General features: G+C 54.6%; 17 protein-coding genes and 1 riboswitch. Of the genes, 5 read left to right on the top strand and 12 right to left on the bottom strand.

Annotated elements, in window-relative coordinates; all coding sequences use genetic code 11:
- The first annotated feature begins 69 nt into the window (after positions 1–69).
- The 4 genes from JYB63_RS14035 (at position 70) to JYB63_RS14050 (ending at position 3,069) form a co-directional block, all read left to right on the top strand.
- Complete coding sequence (locus JYB63_RS14035) at positions 70–1,191, top strand: extracellular solute-binding protein (RefSeq protein ID WP_205658521.1); 1,122 nt, start codon at positions 70–72, stop codon at positions 1,189–1,191.
- Positions 1,192–1,315: 124 nt separating this feature from the next.
- Positions 1,316–1,792: a GNAT family N-acetyltransferase gene (locus tag JYB63_RS14040; protein WP_205658522.1), complete on the top strand. Its 477-nt coding sequence runs from the start codon at positions 1,316–1,318 to the stop codon at positions 1,790–1,792.
- Positions 1,793–1,923: 131 nt separating this feature from the next.
- Positions 1,924–2,253 carry a cupin domain-containing protein gene (locus tag JYB63_RS14045; protein ID WP_205658523.1) on the top strand — a complete coding sequence of 110 codons (330 nt, stop codon included), beginning with the start codon at positions 1,924–1,926 and terminating at the stop codon, positions 2,251–2,253.
- A gap of 36 nt (positions 2,254–2,289) precedes the next feature.
- Positions 2,290–3,069, top strand: coding sequence for a metallophosphoesterase (locus tag JYB63_RS14050; protein ID WP_205658524.1), 780 nt, complete (start codon positions 2,290–2,292; stop codon positions 3,067–3,069).
- Here JYB63_RS14050 and JYB63_RS14055 read toward each other — a convergent pair.
- The 6 genes from JYB63_RS14055 to JYB63_RS14080 form a co-directional block, all read right to left on the bottom strand.
- On the bottom strand, positions 3,056–3,688 hold the full coding sequence (locus tag JYB63_RS14055) for a class I SAM-dependent methyltransferase (RefSeq protein ID WP_205658525.1): 633 nt from the start codon (positions 3,686–3,688) through the stop codon (positions 3,056–3,058). The two genes, JYB63_RS14050 and JYB63_RS14055, sit on opposite strands and share 14 nt — an antisense overlap.
- 29 nt (positions 3,689–3,717) lie before the next feature.
- Complete coding sequence (locus tag JYB63_RS14060) at positions 3,718–4,230, bottom strand: DUF2799 domain-containing protein (protein WP_205658526.1); 513 nt, start codon at positions 4,228–4,230, stop codon at positions 3,718–3,720.
- A gap of 123 nt (positions 4,231–4,353) precedes the next feature.
- Positions 4,354–4,914, bottom strand: a complete 561-nt coding sequence (locus tag JYB63_RS14065) for a hypothetical protein (RefSeq protein ID WP_205658527.1) — start codon at positions 4,912–4,914, stop codon at positions 4,354–4,356.
- Positions 4,915–5,281: 367 nt separating this feature from the next.
- Entirely contained in the window at positions 5,282–6,742 is a 1,461-nt protein-coding gene (locus JYB63_RS14070; protein ID WP_205658695.1) for an NAD-dependent succinate-semialdehyde dehydrogenase, read from the bottom strand.
- Between the two features lie 128 nt (positions 6,743–6,870).
- The gene (locus tag JYB63_RS14075) at positions 6,871–8,076 is read right to left on the bottom strand and encodes a CaiB/BaiF CoA transferase family protein (RefSeq protein ID WP_205658528.1); all 1,206 of its coding nucleotides are present in this window, start codon (positions 8,074–8,076) and stop codon (positions 6,871–6,873) included.
- 18 nt (positions 8,077–8,094) lie between these two features.
- Complete coding sequence (locus JYB63_RS14080) at positions 8,095–9,282, bottom strand: acyl-CoA dehydrogenase (RefSeq protein WP_205658529.1); 1,188 nt, start codon at positions 9,280–9,282, stop codon at positions 8,095–8,097.
- 254 nt (positions 9,283–9,536) lie between these two features.
- Here JYB63_RS14080 and JYB63_RS14085 point away from each other — a divergent pair, with 254 nt between their 5' ends.
- Positions 9,537–10,649, top strand: a complete 1,113-nt coding sequence (locus JYB63_RS14085) for a sensor domain-containing diguanylate cyclase (protein WP_205658530.1) — start codon at positions 9,537–9,539, stop codon at positions 10,647–10,649.
- Here JYB63_RS14085 and bluB read toward each other — a convergent pair.
- The 6 genes from bluB to JYB63_RS14115 form a co-directional block, all read right to left on the bottom strand.
- Positions 10,637–11,392, bottom strand: coding sequence for a 5,6-dimethylbenzimidazole synthase (gene bluB, locus JYB63_RS14090; protein WP_205658531.1), 756 nt, complete (start codon positions 11,390–11,392; stop codon positions 10,637–10,639). The two genes, JYB63_RS14085 and bluB, sit on opposite strands and share 13 nt — an antisense overlap.
- 45 nt (positions 11,393–11,437) lie before the next feature.
- Positions 11,438–11,635: riboswitch (cobalamin riboswitch) on the bottom strand.
- Between the two features lie 124 nt (positions 11,636–11,759).
- Positions 11,760–13,481, bottom strand: coding sequence for a BatD family protein (locus JYB63_RS14095; RefSeq protein ID WP_205658532.1), 1,722 nt, complete (start codon positions 13,479–13,481; stop codon positions 11,760–11,762).
- Positions 13,475–15,406 (bottom strand): vWA domain-containing protein, encoded by a 1,932-nt coding sequence (locus JYB63_RS14100; protein ID WP_205658533.1) that lies wholly within the window; start codon positions 15,404–15,406, stop codon positions 13,475–13,477. Before JYB63_RS14100 ends, JYB63_RS14095 begins: the two co-directional genes overlap by 7 nt.
- The gene (locus JYB63_RS14105; RefSeq protein ID WP_205658534.1) at positions 15,396–16,406 is read right to left on the bottom strand and encodes a vWA domain-containing protein; all 1,011 of its coding nucleotides are present in this window, start codon (positions 16,404–16,406) and stop codon (positions 15,396–15,398) included. The genes JYB63_RS14100 and JYB63_RS14105 overlap by 11 nt, the downstream gene beginning before the upstream one ends.
- Positions 16,399–16,959 (bottom strand): DUF4381 domain-containing protein, encoded by a 561-nt coding sequence (locus tag JYB63_RS14110; protein ID WP_205658535.1) that lies wholly within the window; start codon positions 16,957–16,959, stop codon positions 16,399–16,401. The genes JYB63_RS14105 and JYB63_RS14110 overlap by 8 nt, the downstream gene beginning before the upstream one ends.
- Positions 16,959–17,987 (bottom strand): DUF58 domain-containing protein, encoded by a 1,029-nt coding sequence (locus JYB63_RS14115; protein ID WP_205658536.1) that lies wholly within the window; start codon positions 17,985–17,987, stop codon positions 16,959–16,961. Before JYB63_RS14115 ends, JYB63_RS14110 begins: the two co-directional genes overlap by 1 nt.
- Positions 17,988–17,989 lie beyond the last annotated feature (2 nt).

Consider the following 17,989-nt stretch of genomic DNA (forward strand, 5'->3'; position numbering starts at 1 on the left):
GACCATACCCTGCGGCACTAACTACTTGCCGGCATCATACGCAGGCACCAAAACGTGAGGCAGAAAATAATGAAAACAGCTTTACCATCCCGATTGAAACTTATCGCATCGTCACTGGCGATTGGCTTATCCGGCATGACCCTGTCTGCCCAGGCGGAAGAAGTACTGAACTTCTATAACTGGTCTGATTATATTGCCGAAGACACCATTGAGCGTTTCGAAGCTGAAACCGGTATTAAGGTGACCTACGACGTTTACGACAGTAACGAAACCCTGGAAGCTAAACTGCTGGCCGGTAACTCCGGTTACGACCTGGTGGTGCCAAGCTCTACATTTATGCGTCTGCAAATCGCTGCCGGTATTTTCCAGCCAATGGACCGCAGCAAGTTACCTAACTTTGAAAACCTGGACCCGGCCCTGCTGGAAACCCTGGCTAACGCTGACCCGGGCAACAAATACGGCCTGCCGTACCTGTGGGGTACCACCGGTATCGGTTACAACGTAGACATGGTTAAAGCGGCACTGGGTGAAGATGCCCCGGTAGACAGCCTGGACCTGATCTTTAAGAAAGAAAACATCGAAAAACTGGCTGACTGCGGTGTCACCATTCTGGACTCCCCGAACGAAGTGATGCCACTGGTACTGAACTATCTGGGTAAAGATCCTAACAGCAACAAACGTAAGGACTACAAAACCGACGGTGAAGCCGCTGAGCTGCTGAAGAGCATCCGCCCTCACATCCGCCAGTTCCACTCTTCCCAGTACATCAACGACCTGGCCAACGGTGATATCTGTGTGGCTATCGGTTTCTCCGGTGACGTATTCCAGGCTCAGTACCGTGCAATCGAAGCCGAGAACGGCGTAAACATTGAATACACCATTCCTAAGGAAGGTGCAGAAATCTGGTTCGATATGATGATGATTCCTGCCGATGCGAAAAATGCTGAAAACGCGCACAAGTTCATTAACTTTGTAATGCGTCCGGACGTTATCGCCCCGATCACCGAATACGTTGCCTACGCTAACCCTAACTCAGCAGCCAACGAACTGGTTGACCCTGAAATCACCGGTAACCCGAACATCTACCCAAGCGATGAAGTCCGTGACCGCCTGTTCCTGGGCACACAGACTCCACCGAAAATCGCCAAGGTTCAGAACCGTACCTGGTCTGATATCAAAACCGGCCGCTAATCTTTCTGTTTAGCTGACCTTCTGAAAAGCACGACTAAAAAGCCCCCGGGGAAACCTTCTCCGGGGGCTTTTTACTTCCAGTAAAACTCTTTACCCTGACACTTTCTTACCCTCAGACACGTGTATGGATACCAGAGTGAAAATCGACTTTGTAAATGCTGATAATGCAGCAGAGATAGCCGGACTGGCTGTCTGCCTTACCAATGAAATTATAGAACGCACCGGCACCCAGCACTTTGATGTCGACCTGCCGCAGACAACTGTTCTGTGTAAACGCTTTCTTGAAGAGCAGCGCTACCGGGTGTTAGGCGCCTGGTACGAGGATAAAATCATTGGCTTTATTGCCATGTGTGAAAGCTATGCACTATACACAGAAGGCAGCTTTGGCATCATTCAGGAATTCTATGTTTTACCGGAATACCGCAACAAGAAAACAGGCGAAGCCCTGCTCCAGAAAGCAAAACACTATGCAAAGACACAAGCCTGGAAAAGATTAGAGCTATGTACACCACCTGTTCAGGAATTTCAGAACACGGTCGACTTCTATCTGAATCAGGACTTCGAAGTTACTGGCGGGTACAAGATGAAATGTGCGCTTTAAAAAATATCTCCTACTGAAAGCTAGCTGCCGCTGGTACTACCACTGCACACAACCGTGGCCCTACTGATCAGTTTTTAAACAGGCGTAAGCTGGATGCCTGACTAAAACGACGGACAGTTAAGGGACAGACCATGCAGCACAACAGACTGAAAGCGCAGAGCCGGGTACAAATTGAGAATGATCAGGTTATCGTCACGGAATGGCGCTTTGCCCCCTTCGCCGAAACTGGCTGGCATACCCACGCAATGGCCTACATCGTCGTGCCACAAACCAGTGGCAGACTGCTATTGGAAACACTTACCGGAGAAACTGACAGGGAAGAGAGCCATGAACAGGAAACAGAACAGTTTTCTGAGTTAACCGCCGGCGAATCCTATTACCGCCCTGCCGGTATCAGGCACAATGTGGTTAACGCCAACGAACATGAATTTGTATTTATTGAAATCGAGCTAAAAGGGTAAACTGCCACTTCATTTCAGCCCACAACGGACACGGATATGGCCCGCCTGCGCATTGTACAGCTCAGTGATATACACCTGACACCGTCTCCGGGCGAAGAACTATACGGTGTCGATACCGGCGAATCACTCAGTGCCGCCATCAACAGCATTCAGCACCTGCAACCGGCCCCTGACCTGATTCTTGTTACCGGCGATATCAGTGAAGACGGTTCCCTGAAGAGTTATCAGCGTTTTGCAAACTGTATGACGCCACTGAGCTGCCCCGTATCTGTTTTACCGGGTAACCATGACCTGCCGGACAATATGGCTGAAGCCTTTTCAGCTACACCCCAGATCAGTTTTCAGCAGGCGATCCACATTCAGGGCTGGCATGTGTTACTTCTGGATTCACACGTACCCGGAGAAGAATTCGGTAAACTGAACACATCCAGGCTGGAACGGCTCAGACAGCAACTGCAAACCGCCGGTGAGGCACCGGTGCTGGTCGCCTTACATCATACCCCGGGGAAAGTCTGCCCTTCTTCCGGGTGCCAGCTGCACAATCCGGATGCGTTACTGAATATCCTTAAAGATGCCCCGAATACACAGGCCGTTGTAGCCGGTCACACCCACAATGACAGTGATCAGACAGTTAACGGCGTGCGCGTACTCACCTGCCCATCCACCTTCGCCTATGCGCAGCATGCACAGCCGGAAGATAACGTGGACCATGAAGATTTCTGGGCGGCCCACCAGCTGGACATCAGCCGGCAGGGCTACCGGATAATTGATCTGGATGACGCACACATCACATCCACGCAAATCATCTGGTTCTGATCAGTCCCTGATCCGCAGCACCTTTTCGGGCGATCACCGTGTGCATATGCCAGTGCTTACTTCGCCCCAGAGCCGTTTGGCCCGGCTCATCCCGCTCATGGCGGTAGATAATCTCAAAGCCGGTAAACAGCGCATCTACGTCGGCAGCAGTAAAAGCAGATACATCATGATCCGGGCTGCTGACCCAGCTGTCATTCACTCCCAGAAGATCACCACTGAAGATACCGCCAGCCGGCAGTGCGTCGATCATCCGTTGCCAGACATCGGGAAACGCCGGTTGCGGACAGAAAAACAAACTTGAATTAGCAACAATCAAGCTAACCGGTGAATACCCGAATTCCATAAAATCAGCCTGGGTAAGTGTTAGCCAGGGGCAGTCGCTGAAACGCTGCCGGCACACATCCAGCGGTTCTTCGCGAATATCAAAACCCTGCACATCAAATCCCTGTTCCAGCAGATACGCGATGTCACTGCCGATGCCGCAACCGCAGTCCAGTGCGGTTTTTTGCAGCGCCGGGCTGAGTGCCTTCACTGCCATGGCGGTCAGTTTACGGTGCGATTGTGTGCTGACCTGCGCGTAGTATTTCTGCCAGCGGGCTTCCGTTGCTTCCTGATCCATAACCGGGATATATCCTTCAGAGCGTCAGTTTATTTGGCGCGATAATAACGGCTGCGTTCTAGCATCTCATCCCGTTTTAACTCAAGCCGGTCAATTTTGAATTCATAGTAGGCTTCGCCAAAACCGCCACCGAGGGTGTAATCCATATCAGCGCTGTAGAGAAACTGGCGGGCGGTGCTGATCTGCCGTTCGATCTGATAAATCTCCAGCCCTTCGGCATGCCCGTCCAGAAAGGCCTGCTCATCATAATCACTGCAGAACCCCTGATAATCATAACCCCGGCGGCCTGCTTTAAAGCCCGATTCAGCGGTACAGAAATCCGGCACACCGGCTTTATGGCCAGCACTGTAAGCATCAAAATCAGGGCTGACACCGTAATCAAAACAGGCTTCGCGGTGTTCATCATAGCGGGCCGTTGTCAGACCCTTCATGGCATCCGCGTAGCCGATATCCTGCCACTGGCCATCCAGACATTGCTGTTTATTCAGACTTGCACAGGCCGACAACAAAAGTGTCGCCGCCAGCAAAAATACATATTTCATAACCATCGCCTCTGATCTGGCTGCATATCCTTGTATGACATGAAATCCCCACAGTGATTCCACCGTTATCGCTAAACAGGTATAGCCTGTGGGGCTGACCGGACAACCGGGCAGCCCGGAATCTCACCTTATCTGTAAGACAAATGCGCCAATCATGTCATCCGCCTTATTAAGTACCTTCACCGCCACGTCACTGCCGCGGGCCTGTTTCAACAACTCAGCCGTTTTATACCGGGTATCCAGTACAACATCAGCACAGGCATCACCCTGTAACTCGACAACCCAGTATCCCAGCTGCAATTTACTGAGGATAAAATTCCAGCGGGAATCCGTATAAAACCGGTCCCAGACACTCCTGCCAAACACTTCGTATTCCTGATCGCCGATACTGATAACAAAATGCTCTTCCGGCACAGAAAAACGCACCGGCCCTCCCCGGTAACAGTGCTGCCCGACGATATAGACATTGAACTGATCCGTGTATTCAATCTTCTCCTGAAACCGGTAAGAGAACCCCTGCTGAGCATTTTTATCTGGGAGGACAGCCCGCGCCCGGTCGGTATTTTTAACTCCCGGCACCGAAGGCTGATAGCTGGCCCCCGCTGCCGGTAATGCCGCAAAGCACGCCAGCCAAAACACATTCAGAAGAACATATGTCCGTTTTACTGCTAAGAATTTTTTCATCGTCATCCATCCCTGGCTATAAACCATTACTGACTATGCAAAGCTGCGATATGAAGTGCATCCCTGACTTCCGACTCTGCTGTCATTACTGTGTACGTGCCTCTGTTATCTGCGGATCAGAAGCTAAAATATTCAGACCATGCCATCACAACATTCCGTTAAATATCAGCACAAACACCTTTACTCAGCCACTGTGCTAACCTGCCACAGCAACATGCCTTCAAAGATAACTATCTGAATAATCTGACAATAAATCAAGGCAACCCCGGCTTCTTGTTTCTAGCCAAACAGCGCCCATAAAAAAACCACCTGCCGCTGAATGCGTACAGGTGGTTTATCACCGGACACTTACCCGAAGTGATTCGGATTAGCCGTTTATGCCGCCCAGCAGGGTATATTTAATTTCCAGATAATCTTCGATGCCGTATTTGGAACCTTCACGGCCCACGCCGGATTCTTTAACACCGCCAAAAGGCGCCACTTCAGTGGAAAGAATACCTTCGTTCACCGCCACCATACCGTACTCCAGCCCTTCTGATACCCGGAATACCCGGCCCAGATCACGGCTGAAGAAATAGGCCGCCAGACCGTACTCAGTATCATTCGCCATCTGAATGGCTTCAGCTTCAGTCTCAAAACGGAACAGCGGTGCAATCGGGCCGAAGATTTCCTCTTTTGCCACCCGCATCTTCGGCGTCACATCCGCCAGCACCGTCGGTTCAAAGAAGTTACCGCCCAGTTCATGGGGCTGACCGCCGCACAGTACACGGGCGCCCTTTTCCACCGCATCGTTCAGCATGCCGGTGACTTTTTCCACTGCCTGACCGTTGATCATCGGGCCCTGCTGGAAATTACCTTCCAGGCAGTTGCCGGTTTGCAGCTTCGCCACTTCAGCGGCATACATGGCGGCAAACTCTTCATACACACCGCTCTGCACCAGCACCCGGTTCGCACAGACACAGGTCTGGCCGGCATTACGGAATTTAGAGGCAATGGCCCCCTGCACGGCCTTATCAAGATCAGCATCGTCGAAAATGATCAGCGGTGCGTTACCGCCCAGCTCCAACGACATCTTCTTCACGGTATCGGCACACTGGCGCATCAGCTGCTTGCCCACTGCCGTAGAGCCGGTGAACGAAAGCTTACGCACCACCGGGCTGTCGGTCAGGGTTTTACCCACTTCCACCGGCCGTTTAGTGGTCACCACATTCAGCACGCCGGCGGGAATGCCCGCCCGTTCAGCCAGCACCATCAGCGCTAGCGCTGACAATGGTGTATCTTCTGCAGGTTTCAGCACCATGGTGCAACCAGCAGCAAGGGCTGGCGCCGCTTTACGGGTGATCATGGCATTCGGGAAGTTCCAGGGGGTTATCGCAGCCACCACGCCGATCGGCTCCTTGGTCACCATGATGCGCTTATCTGCAGCATGGGTTGGAATAACATCACCGTAAGTGCGCTTACCTTCTTCAGCAAACCACTCAATAAAGGATGCACCGTACAAAACTTCACCACCGGTTTCTGCCAGCGGTTTGCCCTGTTCAGCGGTCATCAGCAACGCCAGATCATCCTTGGCAGCCACGATCAGCTCATACCATTTACGCAGTATCGCCGCCCGCTCTTTCGCGGTTTTCGCCTTCCATAACGGCAACGCTGCATTAGCGGCATCAATGGCCCGCTGGGTTTCAACTGCCCCCATATCCGGTACGGTGGCCAGTTGTTCACCGTTCGCCGGGTTTAACACCGGGTTAACGCCAGTCTCATCGGCATCCAGCCACTGGCCATTAATATATGCCTGCTGACGGAACAGTTCCTGATCCTGTAAATTCAACACCTTATCTCCTGAATTCTCTGTGATATCCCTGCACGGCAGATGCCCCGGGCAACTGCAGGCAAAAATATCCGGTATAAAAAAACCGCCAGCGGGCGGTTTTCAGTATGAATAACCCGGCCTCAGCGTTAACTGATGACCCGGTCCTGACGTAATTTGGCAATCTCAGCGGCATCCAACCCCAGCTGCTGCAGCACTTCATCACTGTGCTCGCCCAGTAACGGCGATGCCGACTGATAGGTCACAGGTGTACCGGAAAACTTCACCGGGTTAGCCACACCGGGCACAGAGCCAATCTCCGGATGCTGCAGGTTCACCTTCATTTCCCGGTGCTGCACCTGAGGATCACTGAACACCTGATCCAGGGTATTAATCGGTCCGCACGGCACGCCACACCCTTCCAGCTGGGTCAGCCACCAGTCACTGCTGTACTGCTTCATCAGATGTTTAATCAGCGGAATCAGATCAGCGCGATTGGCGACCCGCTGGGGATTGGTGGCAAATGCCGGATTTTCAGCCAGATCCGCGGCACCGGCCAGTTCACAGAACGCCCGGAACTGACTGTCATTCCCCACCGCAAGAATGATATGACCATCCTCTGTAGCAAAGGCTTCATAGGGCACAATATTCGGATGGGCATTACCCAGCCGGGCCGGTGGCTGTTCCGCCACCAGATAATTCATCGCCTGATTGGCCAGCGCTGCGACCTGTACATCCAGCAGAGACATATCAATATACTGCCCTTCTCCGGACTGCTCCCGGTGCAGCAATGCCGCCTGAATGGCCGTCACTGCATACAAGCCGGTCATCACATCTGCCAGTGCCACACCCACCTTCATCGGCTGGCCTTCAGGTTCGCCGGTGACACTCATCAGGCCACCCATGGCCTGAATCATAAAGTCATAACCGGCCCGCTGTTTATAGGGGCCGTCCTGACCAAAACCGGTGATTGAGCAGTAAACCAGACGGGGGTTCACCGCTTTCAGGCTATCGTAATCCAGCCCGTATTTTGCCAGGCCACCGACTTTGTAGTTCTCAATAACCACATCCACTTCAGCAGCCAGCTTACGCACCAGTGCCTGCCCTTCAGCACTGGTGATATCTATCGCCACTGATTTTTTACCCCGGTTGGCGCTGTGATAATACGCAGCATCACCGGGGTTACCTTCTGCATCCTTAACAAACGGAGGCCCCCAGCGGCGGGTGTCATCACCACTGCCGGGACGTTCTACTTTAATGACTTCGGCACCGTAATCTGCCAGTGTCTGGCCGGCCCAGGGGCCAGCCAGTATGCGGCTGAGATCCAGTACCCGAATATGTGAAAGCGCGCCCATCGGAACCTCCCGCCTGAATTAGAAGAATGCCTGAATGCCGGTCTGCGCCCGCCCCAGAATCAGGGCGTGCACGTCATGGGTGCCTTCATAGGTATTCACCGCTTCCAGATTCATCACATGACGGATCACGCCGAACTCATCGGAAATGCCGTTACCGCCGTGCATGTCCCGGGACATCCGCGCAATATCCAGTGACTTACCGCAGTTATTACGCTTAAGCAGGGAAATCAGTTCAACCGGGCAGGCGTCCTGATCCATCAGGCGTCCCATCTGCAGACACGCCTGCAGACCCAGAGTAATTTCAGTCTGCATATCCGCCAGCTTTTTCTGGATCAGCTGGTTGGCTGCCAGCGGACGGCCAAACTGAATCCGGTCCAGCGTATACTGACGGGCACTGTGCCAGCAGAATTCTGCCGCGCCCAGAGCGCCCCATGCGATGCCGTAACGGGCCTTGTTCAGGCACCCGAACGGACCAGCCAGCCCCTGTACTTCAGGGAAGATATTTTCTTCCGGTACAAAGACATCATCCATTACGATTTCGCCGGTGACCGATGCCCGCAGGGAAAACTTACCCTCGATTTTCGGCGCACTCAGCCCCTGCATGCCCTTTTCCAGAATAAAGCCGCGTACCACACCGTCCAGCTTGGCCCAGACCACAAAGACATCCGCCACCGGTGAATTGGTGATCCACATCTTGGCGCCTTTCAGCTGATAGCCGCCGTCCACTTTTACTGCACGGGTTTTCATATTATTCGGGTCAGAACCCACATCCGGTTCGGTCAGGCCGAAACAACCGATCCACTCACCGCTGGCCAGCTTAGGCAGATACTTCATCCGCTGAGCTTCAGTGCCGTAAGTGTAGATAGGGTGCATTACCAGTGAAGACTGCACACTCATCGCCGAACGGTAACCGCTGTCTACCCGCTCCACTTCACGGGCAACCAGGCCGTAACACACATAATTCACATCCGCGCCGCCATACTGTTCCGGCAGGGTTGAGCCCAGTAAGCCCAGCTCACCCAGCTCAGGCATAATTTCAGTGTGGAAAATCTCATGGCGGTTTGCTTCAGTTACCCGGGGCAACAGTCGCTCCTGGCAGTACTCTCTGGCCGTGTCGCGCACCATGCGTTCTTCTTCGCTCAGCTGCGCTTCAACAGATAACGGATCCTGCCAGTCAAACGCCGGCTTTTTAACAGACTTACTCATGTTCATTGCCCCTGAAAATCGATGTTCGGATAACCCAAAAAATCGGAATAGAATCCATACTACCCCCCTCCCGCAGAGAGGGTACATACCCCTTATGGGTAGCACAGATTTATAATTACTGTATTAGCGGTCTATTTTCATAGATATTGAAAGACAATACGTTGATACAGATCTTGCCGGCTCTGGTTCCGGATGACTGAATCCGGCCGGAAGCTGTTGGCGTGACCGAAGTACTGACAGGTTAAGGTGATGAAATGACGTACACTTTCCCGCTTCCGGAAAACGAGTCTGAACGGCTGCTGGCGCTGGAAGACTACGATATTCTCGACACCCTTCCTGAACAGGCCTATGACGACATTGCCCGGCTGGCGGCCTTTATCTGCGGCGTAGACAAAGCCATGATCGCTTTTCTCGATGCTGAGCGGAAATGGCATAAAGCCCGCTACAACATCGCCGCTGAAGAAGTCCCCCGGGGCTTTGCTATCTGCTCCCGGACCATTATGGGAAGCGAACCGCTCATTGTTCCCGATACACTTGAAGATTCCCGGGTGAAAGATATCGGCATGGTCACCCATCCGCCCCATGTACGTTTTTACGCTGGCGTCCCGCTGATTGATGATGCCGGCATGGTACTGGGCACCCTCTGTGCAGTGGATACCCGGCCGCAGACGATCAGCGAAGAACAGACCCGCGCTCTGACTGCGCTGGGCAATCAGGTGATGCAACTGTTACGGCTAAGAAAGTCCCTCAAAGTGCTGGAAGCAAGGGAACGGCAGCTGTATGAATCCAGACAGCGGCTCGACAGCGCCAACAGCGAACTGCGCCGCCTGACCCTGACCGATGAACTCACCGGGCTGAATAACCGCCGCGCCTTTAACAGTGAACTCAGCCAGGAAATCCACCACGCAGGAATCCGGGAAACCCCGCTCAGCCTTCTGGTTATCGATATTGATCACTTTAAGATACTGAATGATAACCGCGGCCACAGCTTTGGTGATCAGGTACTGATCAGGGTTGCAGAACTGCTGCAACAACGGGTCCGGCATCAGGATTTCTGCGCCCGCTACGGCGGTGAAGAATTCGTCATACTCCTGCCGGACACCCCGTTGCAGGGAGCGTTAAAGCTGGCCGAAGCCTGCCGGCAAAGTATTGAGGAAAACGCCTTTGACGGTGAACAGCTGACCATCAGCATTGGCGTAGCCGAATACAAAGGCCAAACGGCAGAAGCTTTATTCGATAGCGCGGATAAAGCTCTGCTCGACGCCAAACGTCAGGGCCGTAACTGTATTGTTTCCGGATCAGCCACAAGCTCAACTACAGGCCAAGTCACAGTCACAGCCCCTGCGCCCAACCCTCAGAAGGACTGATGAGGAAAGTCAGCCTGAGACGCGATCGCTTCAGTAATGCTTTCCTGCCCCTCAGTATCCCGGTTACCCCACTGATCAAAATGCAGCAGGCTTTCCAGCGGTGCCCGGGGCAGCCAGCCGGCCGATTCAAGTTCCGGCCGTTTGTAGAAATGATCCACATAGCCAATACACAGATAGGCAACCGGTACGATATCCCGGGGAATTCCCAGTACATCCTGAAGTTTCTCCGGGTCCATAATGCTCACCCAGCCGATCCCCAACCCTTCAGCCCGGGCAGCTAACCAGAGGTTCTGTACCGCACACACACTGCTATACACATCCATTTCCGGAATATGGGTACGGCCGATCACTGTCGGGCCGGTGCGGCTGCGGTCGCAGGTAATACAGATATTCAGCGGTGACTCCAGAATGCCCTCGAGCTTCAGGGAGCGGTAGGTGTCCTGCTTCTCTTCAGGAAACATTTCTGCCGCTTCATCATGGGCCTTATCAAACAGACCTTTCACCTGCTGACGCACCCCGGCATCGCGGATCAGCATAAAATCCCAGGGCTGCATAAAGCCTACCGACGGTGCATGGTGAGCCGCATACAGCACCCTGCTGAGCACCTCATCAGGAATGCTGTCCGGCCGGAACTGCCCGCGCACATCCCGGCGGTTAAAAATGGTTTTATACAGACCGTCACGGTCCTGTGAAGTAAAGCGAATGGTTTCCTGATGCGGAAAATCAGTTGTTGCGTGCCCCATAGGTATTCCCCTTAATATGGTGGCGGTAAGTGCCTGTCCAAACACTTTTTCTGATACTTACAGGCCGGTCTTCTGACTCAGGATCAACTTCTGTAAACACCTTCCCGAGATCACTCAGTGGCTGGCAAATGCCTGTTTACAGAATCCCCTTCACAGCGTTGGGCACGTTCCGGACTCACACCGGATTCCCGATTCTCCCCTCACCGTTTAACGGTTCGGGGCACCTGTATGCGGATATAAATTGTCTGCCAGTGGTTATATAAAAATACCCGGCAGCGGGCAAGCACAAACCGCCGGTATACCGACCAGGATCAAACTATTCATGTTAACCCTGCCGAACCGAAAATAATCCAGCCCCGCTGATCGGTTACTGGCCTGGATAAAAAGCTGATAAACCGGCTGTTTTATCCTGCCCGGACTGCGGCCCGGGCAACTGCTTATGCAGCTCAGCCAAACCTCGGTTCAGTATATCCAGATCCGGCCCGGTGCTTTGAGACGAAGCAAACAGCGTCCGCTCCAAAAGCACCAGCTGTGCTGTCAGATCGTCACCGGCTATGGCCTTCAGCCCGGTGAAACCACTGGCCGGTAATAAACCCTCACGGTAACAGCGGTTACCCCAGTGCTGAATAGCGTGATGAATCTCCGCCAGTTGTTGCCCCGCCAGTGCCTTCTGTACATCGGAAAAACCATCCGGCAACAGGGTACGGGCAGGAAGCGTATCCGCTGCCGATACCTGCTGCATTGCTGTAAGTTGCCGGCGCTGTTTCAGCAACAGTGCAATCAGTGCCAGCACCAGACAGGCCCAGAACAGGTTCGCCCACAGCAGCCAGGAAGCCAGCGGCGCAGGCTGATAAATAATCTGCGGCTCAGCCTCCGGCAAAGGAGACGCCGGCGGTAACGGAACGGCTGGCTGCGCGGGTGCCGCAGGTGCACTGGCTGAACTGCCTGCTACTGCCGGTAATACTTCAATCGTCCGGGCTGGTAAACGGGCCTCTTCCGCCCGGTTTTCCGTACTGTTCCACCACTTAACGACCAGTTCAGGAATTTCAATCAGCCCGGGCTTAACCGGCACGAATGCCACACTGCGCTGGCGGGCATTGATGACTCCCCGGCTGTTGAGGTCTTCGGTATTCTGCAGGGGCTCTGCATAGACATTCATCCCGGGAATATCGGCAACTTCAAAAGTAGGCAGGCGGTCAGGGGCTGCCCCCACCGTTGCCAGTGTGATGGTGCGGGTCAGGGATTCGCCCAGACGGATCTGGTCCGGTAACTGACTCCAGCTTTCAGACAGATCCAGCTTGTTCGCCACCAGCCATTCCTGAGCAGCAAATTCCGCCGGGCGGGCTTTCACCTGAAGGGTTTCTGCCCCCATCTGTAAACGTACTTTCTGTGCAGGGCGGCCACTCAGCAGGTTCCGCCGGCCAACCTGAACATCAATACTCTGTGCCGGTATATTCAGCACACCGGCTTCACGGGGAAACACCGCATAAGCCACTTCGTAGACCCCGAAACGCCGGCCATTACGGGTGGTTTCATACTGGTTATCCCCCAGTTCAATGACCTGTGCTCCCAGCAGTTCAAACGGTTGCATTTCCAGCCCACCAACCGCCACACCGTAAAGTAACCGGCGGGTGACAATCACCTGTCCGTTCTCGAAAACCTCTGATTTATCCAGTGCCATCTCCACCCGCAAATCATCAGTAGAGTCTGTGGGCGGAGGCGGCGCAGTGGCTTCAATGGTGATAGGTTCACTGCGGGCACCTCCCAGCTCAAACGCCGGTATTACCAGCGTACCTTCCTGTTTCGGCGTCAGAATCAGCCGCCACTTAATGGTCCGGCTGATATCACCGTTCACGATTGAGGTATTACGCCCTACCGACCGGTTCAGCACCTTAAACAGCGGTTCCAGTAACGCAAAGTCCGGCTCACCGTCGGCAGAACCTTCGGCAAGCACCGTCAGGGAAAGGCTGTCTCCCATGGCTATCCGGTTACGGTCAACGCTGGCTTTCAGCACCGCTGCCAGTGCACTGTGCGTGAACATCAGCATGCTCAGCACGGCCAAAATTTTAACGAAAAACTGTCTCACCACCGTTGCTCCTGAGCCGGTTTCCAGTCACCACTTTCATAGGCCTGGCGCTTCTTCTGATACTCATAATTAAATTTGTTACGCAGTAAACCTGCGGGGTCTTCCGGCAGTTGCCCTAACCATTTCTGGAGGGCCTCATCTTCCGGGGAAGATTGCTGTTCAGCCTGAACCTGCGCCTGTGCTCCGTCCTGCTGTTCCGCCTGAAATTCATCAGCAGCCTTTTCAGCCTGCTGCTTATCCAGAGCTTCCTGCTGTTGCTGATCCACCTGCTGGCTAAGCTGCTCCGCCTGATCCTGAGAGTCTGATTGTTGCTGACTCTGAGCCTGTTGGCTGTCGCCCTGCTGATTCTGATCCTGCTGGCCCTGTTCGCCTTCACTCTGCTGATTCTGACTCTGCTGACTTTCGCCTTGCTGATTCTGATCCTGCTGGCCCTGCTGGTTCTGATCCTGCTGGCTCTGCTGGTTCTGATCCTGCTGATCCTGACCTTCACCCTGCTGATTCTGGTTTTGCTGTTGCTGCATCAGCTTTTCAATCAGGGCTTTATTTGCCTGTGCATCTTCATGGTCAGGTTGCTCATCCAGCACCTGTTCATAAGCTGCCAGCGCTTCCTTCAACTTGCCGGCTTTTGCCAGCGCATTACCGCTGTTATACAGGCCTTCGGTATCACCCTGAGCGGCAAACTGTTCTGCTGCGGCGGTATAATCCCCGTTGCGATACCGGGCTGCCGCCTGCCAGTCAGGCCGCTGAAACAATTCAGCAGCCGTGGCAGCATCACCTGCCGTTAATGCCTTTGCCCCTTGCTGATCCGGCGTTTGCCAAAGATTTTCCCAAAGACTGTTACCGGCTTCTGCTGCGGTCACCTGAGGGCTGTGTACAGCGGGCACAATGAAAGCAAAACACACCGCCAGCAACCAACCGCGCCGGAACGCCAGCGCTGCAATTGGCAACAGCAGTAACAACAGCCAGCTACCGGCCTCCTGCCACCGATCAAAGGTCTGTTCAGCGGCTTGCTGATTCTCACCTTCCCGGTCAGAGCCATTAACGGGTAACAGCCCCGCAGCGGCATTCAATAAAGCGTCTGTATCGCTGTTATCCAGCTGCATAGCGGTGTAAATACCGTCGTTGACTGCCGCCAGCTGACTAAGCCTTTGGGCATCCAGTCGGGCAACCACTATCTTGCCCGCCGCATCTTTGGCAAAGCCTTCTGTCAGAGGAATCGGTGCCCCTTCAGCGGTACCAATCCCCATGACCGATAGAGAGAAATCCGTGCCCGCCGGTAACCCGGCAAACAGTTCATTCACCCCACGGGCTGCCTGCGCCGTCACACCGTCAGTGAGTAAAACCACGCTGCCCTGCCGGCGGTTATCCTGCTTAAACAGATCCAGCGCCAGTGCCACGGCCTCTTCGGTATGGCTGCCGGGAATCGGCATTATCTGCGGCGACAACCCCGGCAACAGGGCCAGCAGCGTCTGCCGGTCGTCACTCAGCGGGGCCAGCACGTGGGAATCACCGGCGTATACCACCAGTGCGGTCATCCCCTCTTCCCGGGCTTTGATCAGATCGGTGAGCTTATAACGCATCCGTTCAAGACGGCTGGGAGCAACATCCCGTGCCAGCATCGAAGGAGACAAGTCCGCTACGATCACCATCGCATCGCCGGTCTGGTATACCGGTTGAGGCAGGCGCTGCCAGGCAGGCCCCGCCAGTGCCAGCACACCTAACAACCAGCCAAAGCCCAGCATAACAAACAGCCATTTGGACAGGCGACCACTCTGACCGTCAATCAGATAATTCCGCAGACCCGGCGCAATCAGGGTCTGCCAGCTGGCTCCGGAAGAACGGTACTGCCACAGCCCCACCAGCAACAAGGGTATAAGCGGCAGCAGCAATAACCATAACGGCCTGATGAAGTGAAAATCAGCCAGCATGCTTCACCTCCGCAGACATCCGGCGACGGAACTGCAGAACCGCCGCCCAGCCCATACTCAGCAACAACGCCAGACCTGCTGGCCAGTAAAACAGCGCCTGCTGCGGCCTTACCTGCTGAGCGTCCTTTGTGCTGGGTTCCAGTTCATCCAGCAAGGCATAAATGCCGGTCAGTTCTTCAATATTACGGGCCCGGAAATACCGGCCGCCGGTACTTTCTGCGATTGTCCTCAGGGTTGTTTCATCAAGATCGGCAGACGGGTTCACTTTACGGTTACCAAAAAAACTGCGCACGATCATTTCATCCGCCCCGAACCCCAGGGTATATATTTTCACCCCCTGTTCCGCTGCCACTCTGGCCGCTTCCAGCGGTTCGATTGCGCCTGAGGTATTCGCCCCATCGGTCAGTAACACCATAACCCGGCTCTGCTGAGGCCGGTCTGCAAGGCGTTTGATCCCTAGCGCAATAGCATCACCGATGGCAGTTTCCGGACCGGCGAAACCGATCTGAGCGTCTTTAAGAAACTGGCCGAGGGTATCGTGATCAAAGGTCAGGGGTGCCTGAATATACGCATTACTGCCAAACAGAATCAGACCAAGACGGTCCTGCGGGCGGCGGCTGATAAAGCCATCCATAACAATTTTGATGCCCTGCAGGCGGTTAAGGGAGGTGTTATTCAGCACCATGTCTTCAGTTTCCATACTGCCGGACACGTCGACCGCCAGCATCAGGTCACGGCCACTGGCCGCCAGTGGCTGAGGCTCACCCAGCCAGACCGGCCGTGCTGCAGCAATTACCAGTAACAGCCAGATAATGACCAGCAGAATCAGCGGCCCCCGCCCCCGGATGACCGTGCCAGGCGCCTGCTGCGTGTTCTGCAACTGCTGATAGTAAGGTACCCGCAATGCCGCTTCAGGCCGGGCTACCGGCGGCATAAACCAGTAAATCAGTGCCGGCACAGGTAAAGCCAGTAATATCCAGGGGAGCTGAAAACTAAACATTGGCAGCCTCCCCGTTGGGTTCCGCCGTTAAAAGCGCCCGCTTATGTTTCTGTAACCAGCGGTGTAATTCTCGCTGTATCCGCTCAACATCCTGTCCGGTTACTTCCGGCTCCGGCCGGTACAGATCCCCCAGCCGGTCTGCAAAACATTCAATAGAGACGCCTGGGGCGACCCGTTGCAGTTCGCTGATCCAGACGCCATTGCTCAACCCGGCAACCTGGCTCGCTCCGTGAGTAAAGTACACCTGCTTCAGTAAACGGTTAACACGCTGTAGATATTTGTGGCCTGCATCCGGGGCAATGCTGCCTTTTACATCAGACATGTATTGCTGATAAACCTTATCCAGTTCTTTTGCCGCTGCCCGTCGATAGGCATTGTGGCGATAACGGCGCACTGTCCAGACAATCAGCCCCGCCAGCACCAAGACACTGGCCAGTAACAGCCACCAGCCCGGTGCCACCGGCCAGTAACCCACCGCCTCCGGCAGATGAATATCACGCAGCTCCGCCAGCGGATCCGCAGCTGCCGTTACTGAATTTGTTGCCCCGGCCATTATGACACTCTCCCCGGTGCTATCCCTGACGACCTGCCGACAGACTGCCCGTAACGCCGCTGCAGTAATTCAGCCACCTGCCCGTCGCCCCGAATATCCAGCAATTCGATACTGCTTCCGGTACAAGCCTGTAACCGCTCCAGTCGCCGGGGCAGCAGATCATTCAGCTGTTCCTGTGCAGATAACAACTGTCGCTGGCTGCCATCCGTAACCCAGAGGCTGCTGCCTGCCGGTAACTGCCATTCCAGCGGATCAGATATACATAACAGGGTCACCTGCGCATGCCGCGCCAGACGCTGCAAATGGGGAATACATTCATCGCTGAAGTCATGAAAGTCGCTGGCCAGATACACCGAGCTGCCCGGCCGGGTTACCCGCTGCAGCTTCAATAACAGATCCTGCATATTCTGCTCAGCCGAATGCAGCGGGTTGCTTAAGCGCCGGCTGAAATCATCAAGACTGTGCAATACACCCAGCACACCCTTTTTGCCATTCTTTGGCCGGATTTCCCGGTGTAGTTGATCTCCCATCACCAGACCGCCCACCCGGTCCCGGCTATTCTGTGCTGCCCAGCCGATCAGCGCCAGTGAGGCAGCAGCAGTTACCGATTTAAAACCCAGTGACGAACCGAAAAACATCGGCGAGCGCAGATCCGCCGCCAGAATCACTGGCCTTTCCCGCTCTTCGGTAAACACTCTGCTATGGGGGGAACCGGTACGGGCGGTTACCCGCCAGTCCATACTGCGGATATCATCGCCGGGCTGATACTCGCGCACTTCCGCGAAGTCCATCCCCCGGCCACGAATACGGGTCTGCCAGTTACCGCTCAGCTGTGCGGCTCTGCGGGGTGCACTTAACAAACTCATCTGGCTGCTGTACTGCTGCAGCCCGATCAGGCTGCTCAGCTGAGTGTAGGCACCGGCAAAAGCCGGGGCGACGCCATTATCAGCCCCTCCTTCAGAAACGGGGGTAGCTAATGCAGCCCCAGCGGATTCAGCCCTCTGACCTGTACGCAGGAAATCAAACATCT

This window comes from Aliamphritea spongicola, assembly GCF_017051665.1.
Classification (GTDB): domain Bacteria; phylum Pseudomonadota; class Gammaproteobacteria; order Pseudomonadales; family Balneatricaceae; genus Amphritea; species Amphritea spongicola.

Coding starts and splice junctions, on each gene's coding strand:
- JYB63_RS14105 (WP_205658534.1), bottom strand. CDS start 16,406: ATGTTTAGTTTTCAGCTCCCCTGGATATTACTGGCTTTACCTGTGCCG.
- JYB63_RS14075 (WP_205658528.1), bottom strand. CDS start 8,076: ATGGGCGCGCTTTCACATATTCGGGTACTGGATCTCAGCCGCATACTG.
- JYB63_RS14050 (WP_205658524.1), top strand. CDS start 2,290: ATGGCCCGCCTGCGCATTGTACAGCTCAGTGATATACACCTGACACCG.
- JYB63_RS14035 (WP_205658521.1), top strand. CDS start 70: ATGAAAACAGCTTTACCATCCCGATTGAAACTTATCGCATCGTCACTG.
- JYB63_RS14080 (WP_205658529.1), bottom strand. CDS start 9,282: ATGAGTAAGTCTGTTAAAAAGCCGGCGTTTGACTGGCAGGATCCGTTA.
- JYB63_RS14045 (WP_205658523.1), top strand. CDS start 1,924: ATGCAGCACAACAGACTGAAAGCGCAGAGCCGGGTACAAATTGAGAAT.
- JYB63_RS14115 (WP_205658536.1), bottom strand. CDS start 17,987: ATGTTTGATTTCCTGCGTACAGGTCAGAGGGCTGAATCCGCTGGGGCT.
- JYB63_RS14110 (WP_205658535.1), bottom strand. CDS start 16,959: ATGGCCGGGGCAACAAATTCAGTAACGGCAGCTGCGGATCCGCTGGCG.
- JYB63_RS14085 (WP_205658530.1), top strand. CDS start 9,537: ATGACGTACACTTTCCCGCTTCCGGAAAACGAGTCTGAACGGCTGCTG.
- bluB (WP_205658531.1), bottom strand. CDS start 11,392: ATGGGGCACGCAACAACTGATTTTCCGCATCAGGAAACCATTCGCTTT.
- JYB63_RS14040 (WP_205658522.1), top strand. CDS start 1,316: ATGGATACCAGAGTGAAAATCGACTTTGTAAATGCTGATAATGCAGCA.
- JYB63_RS14060 (WP_205658526.1), bottom strand. CDS start 4,230: ATGAAATATGTATTTTTGCTGGCGGCGACACTTTTGTTGTCGGCCTGT.
- JYB63_RS14065 (WP_205658527.1), bottom strand. CDS start 4,914: ATGAAAAAATTCTTAGCAGTAAAACGGACATATGTTCTTCTGAATGTG.
- JYB63_RS14100 (WP_205658533.1), bottom strand. CDS start 15,406: ATGCTGGCTGATTTTCACTTCATCAGGCCGTTATGGTTATTGCTGCTG.
- JYB63_RS14055 (WP_205658525.1), bottom strand. CDS start 3,688: ATGGATCAGGAAGCAACGGAAGCCCGCTGGCAGAAATACTACGCGCAG.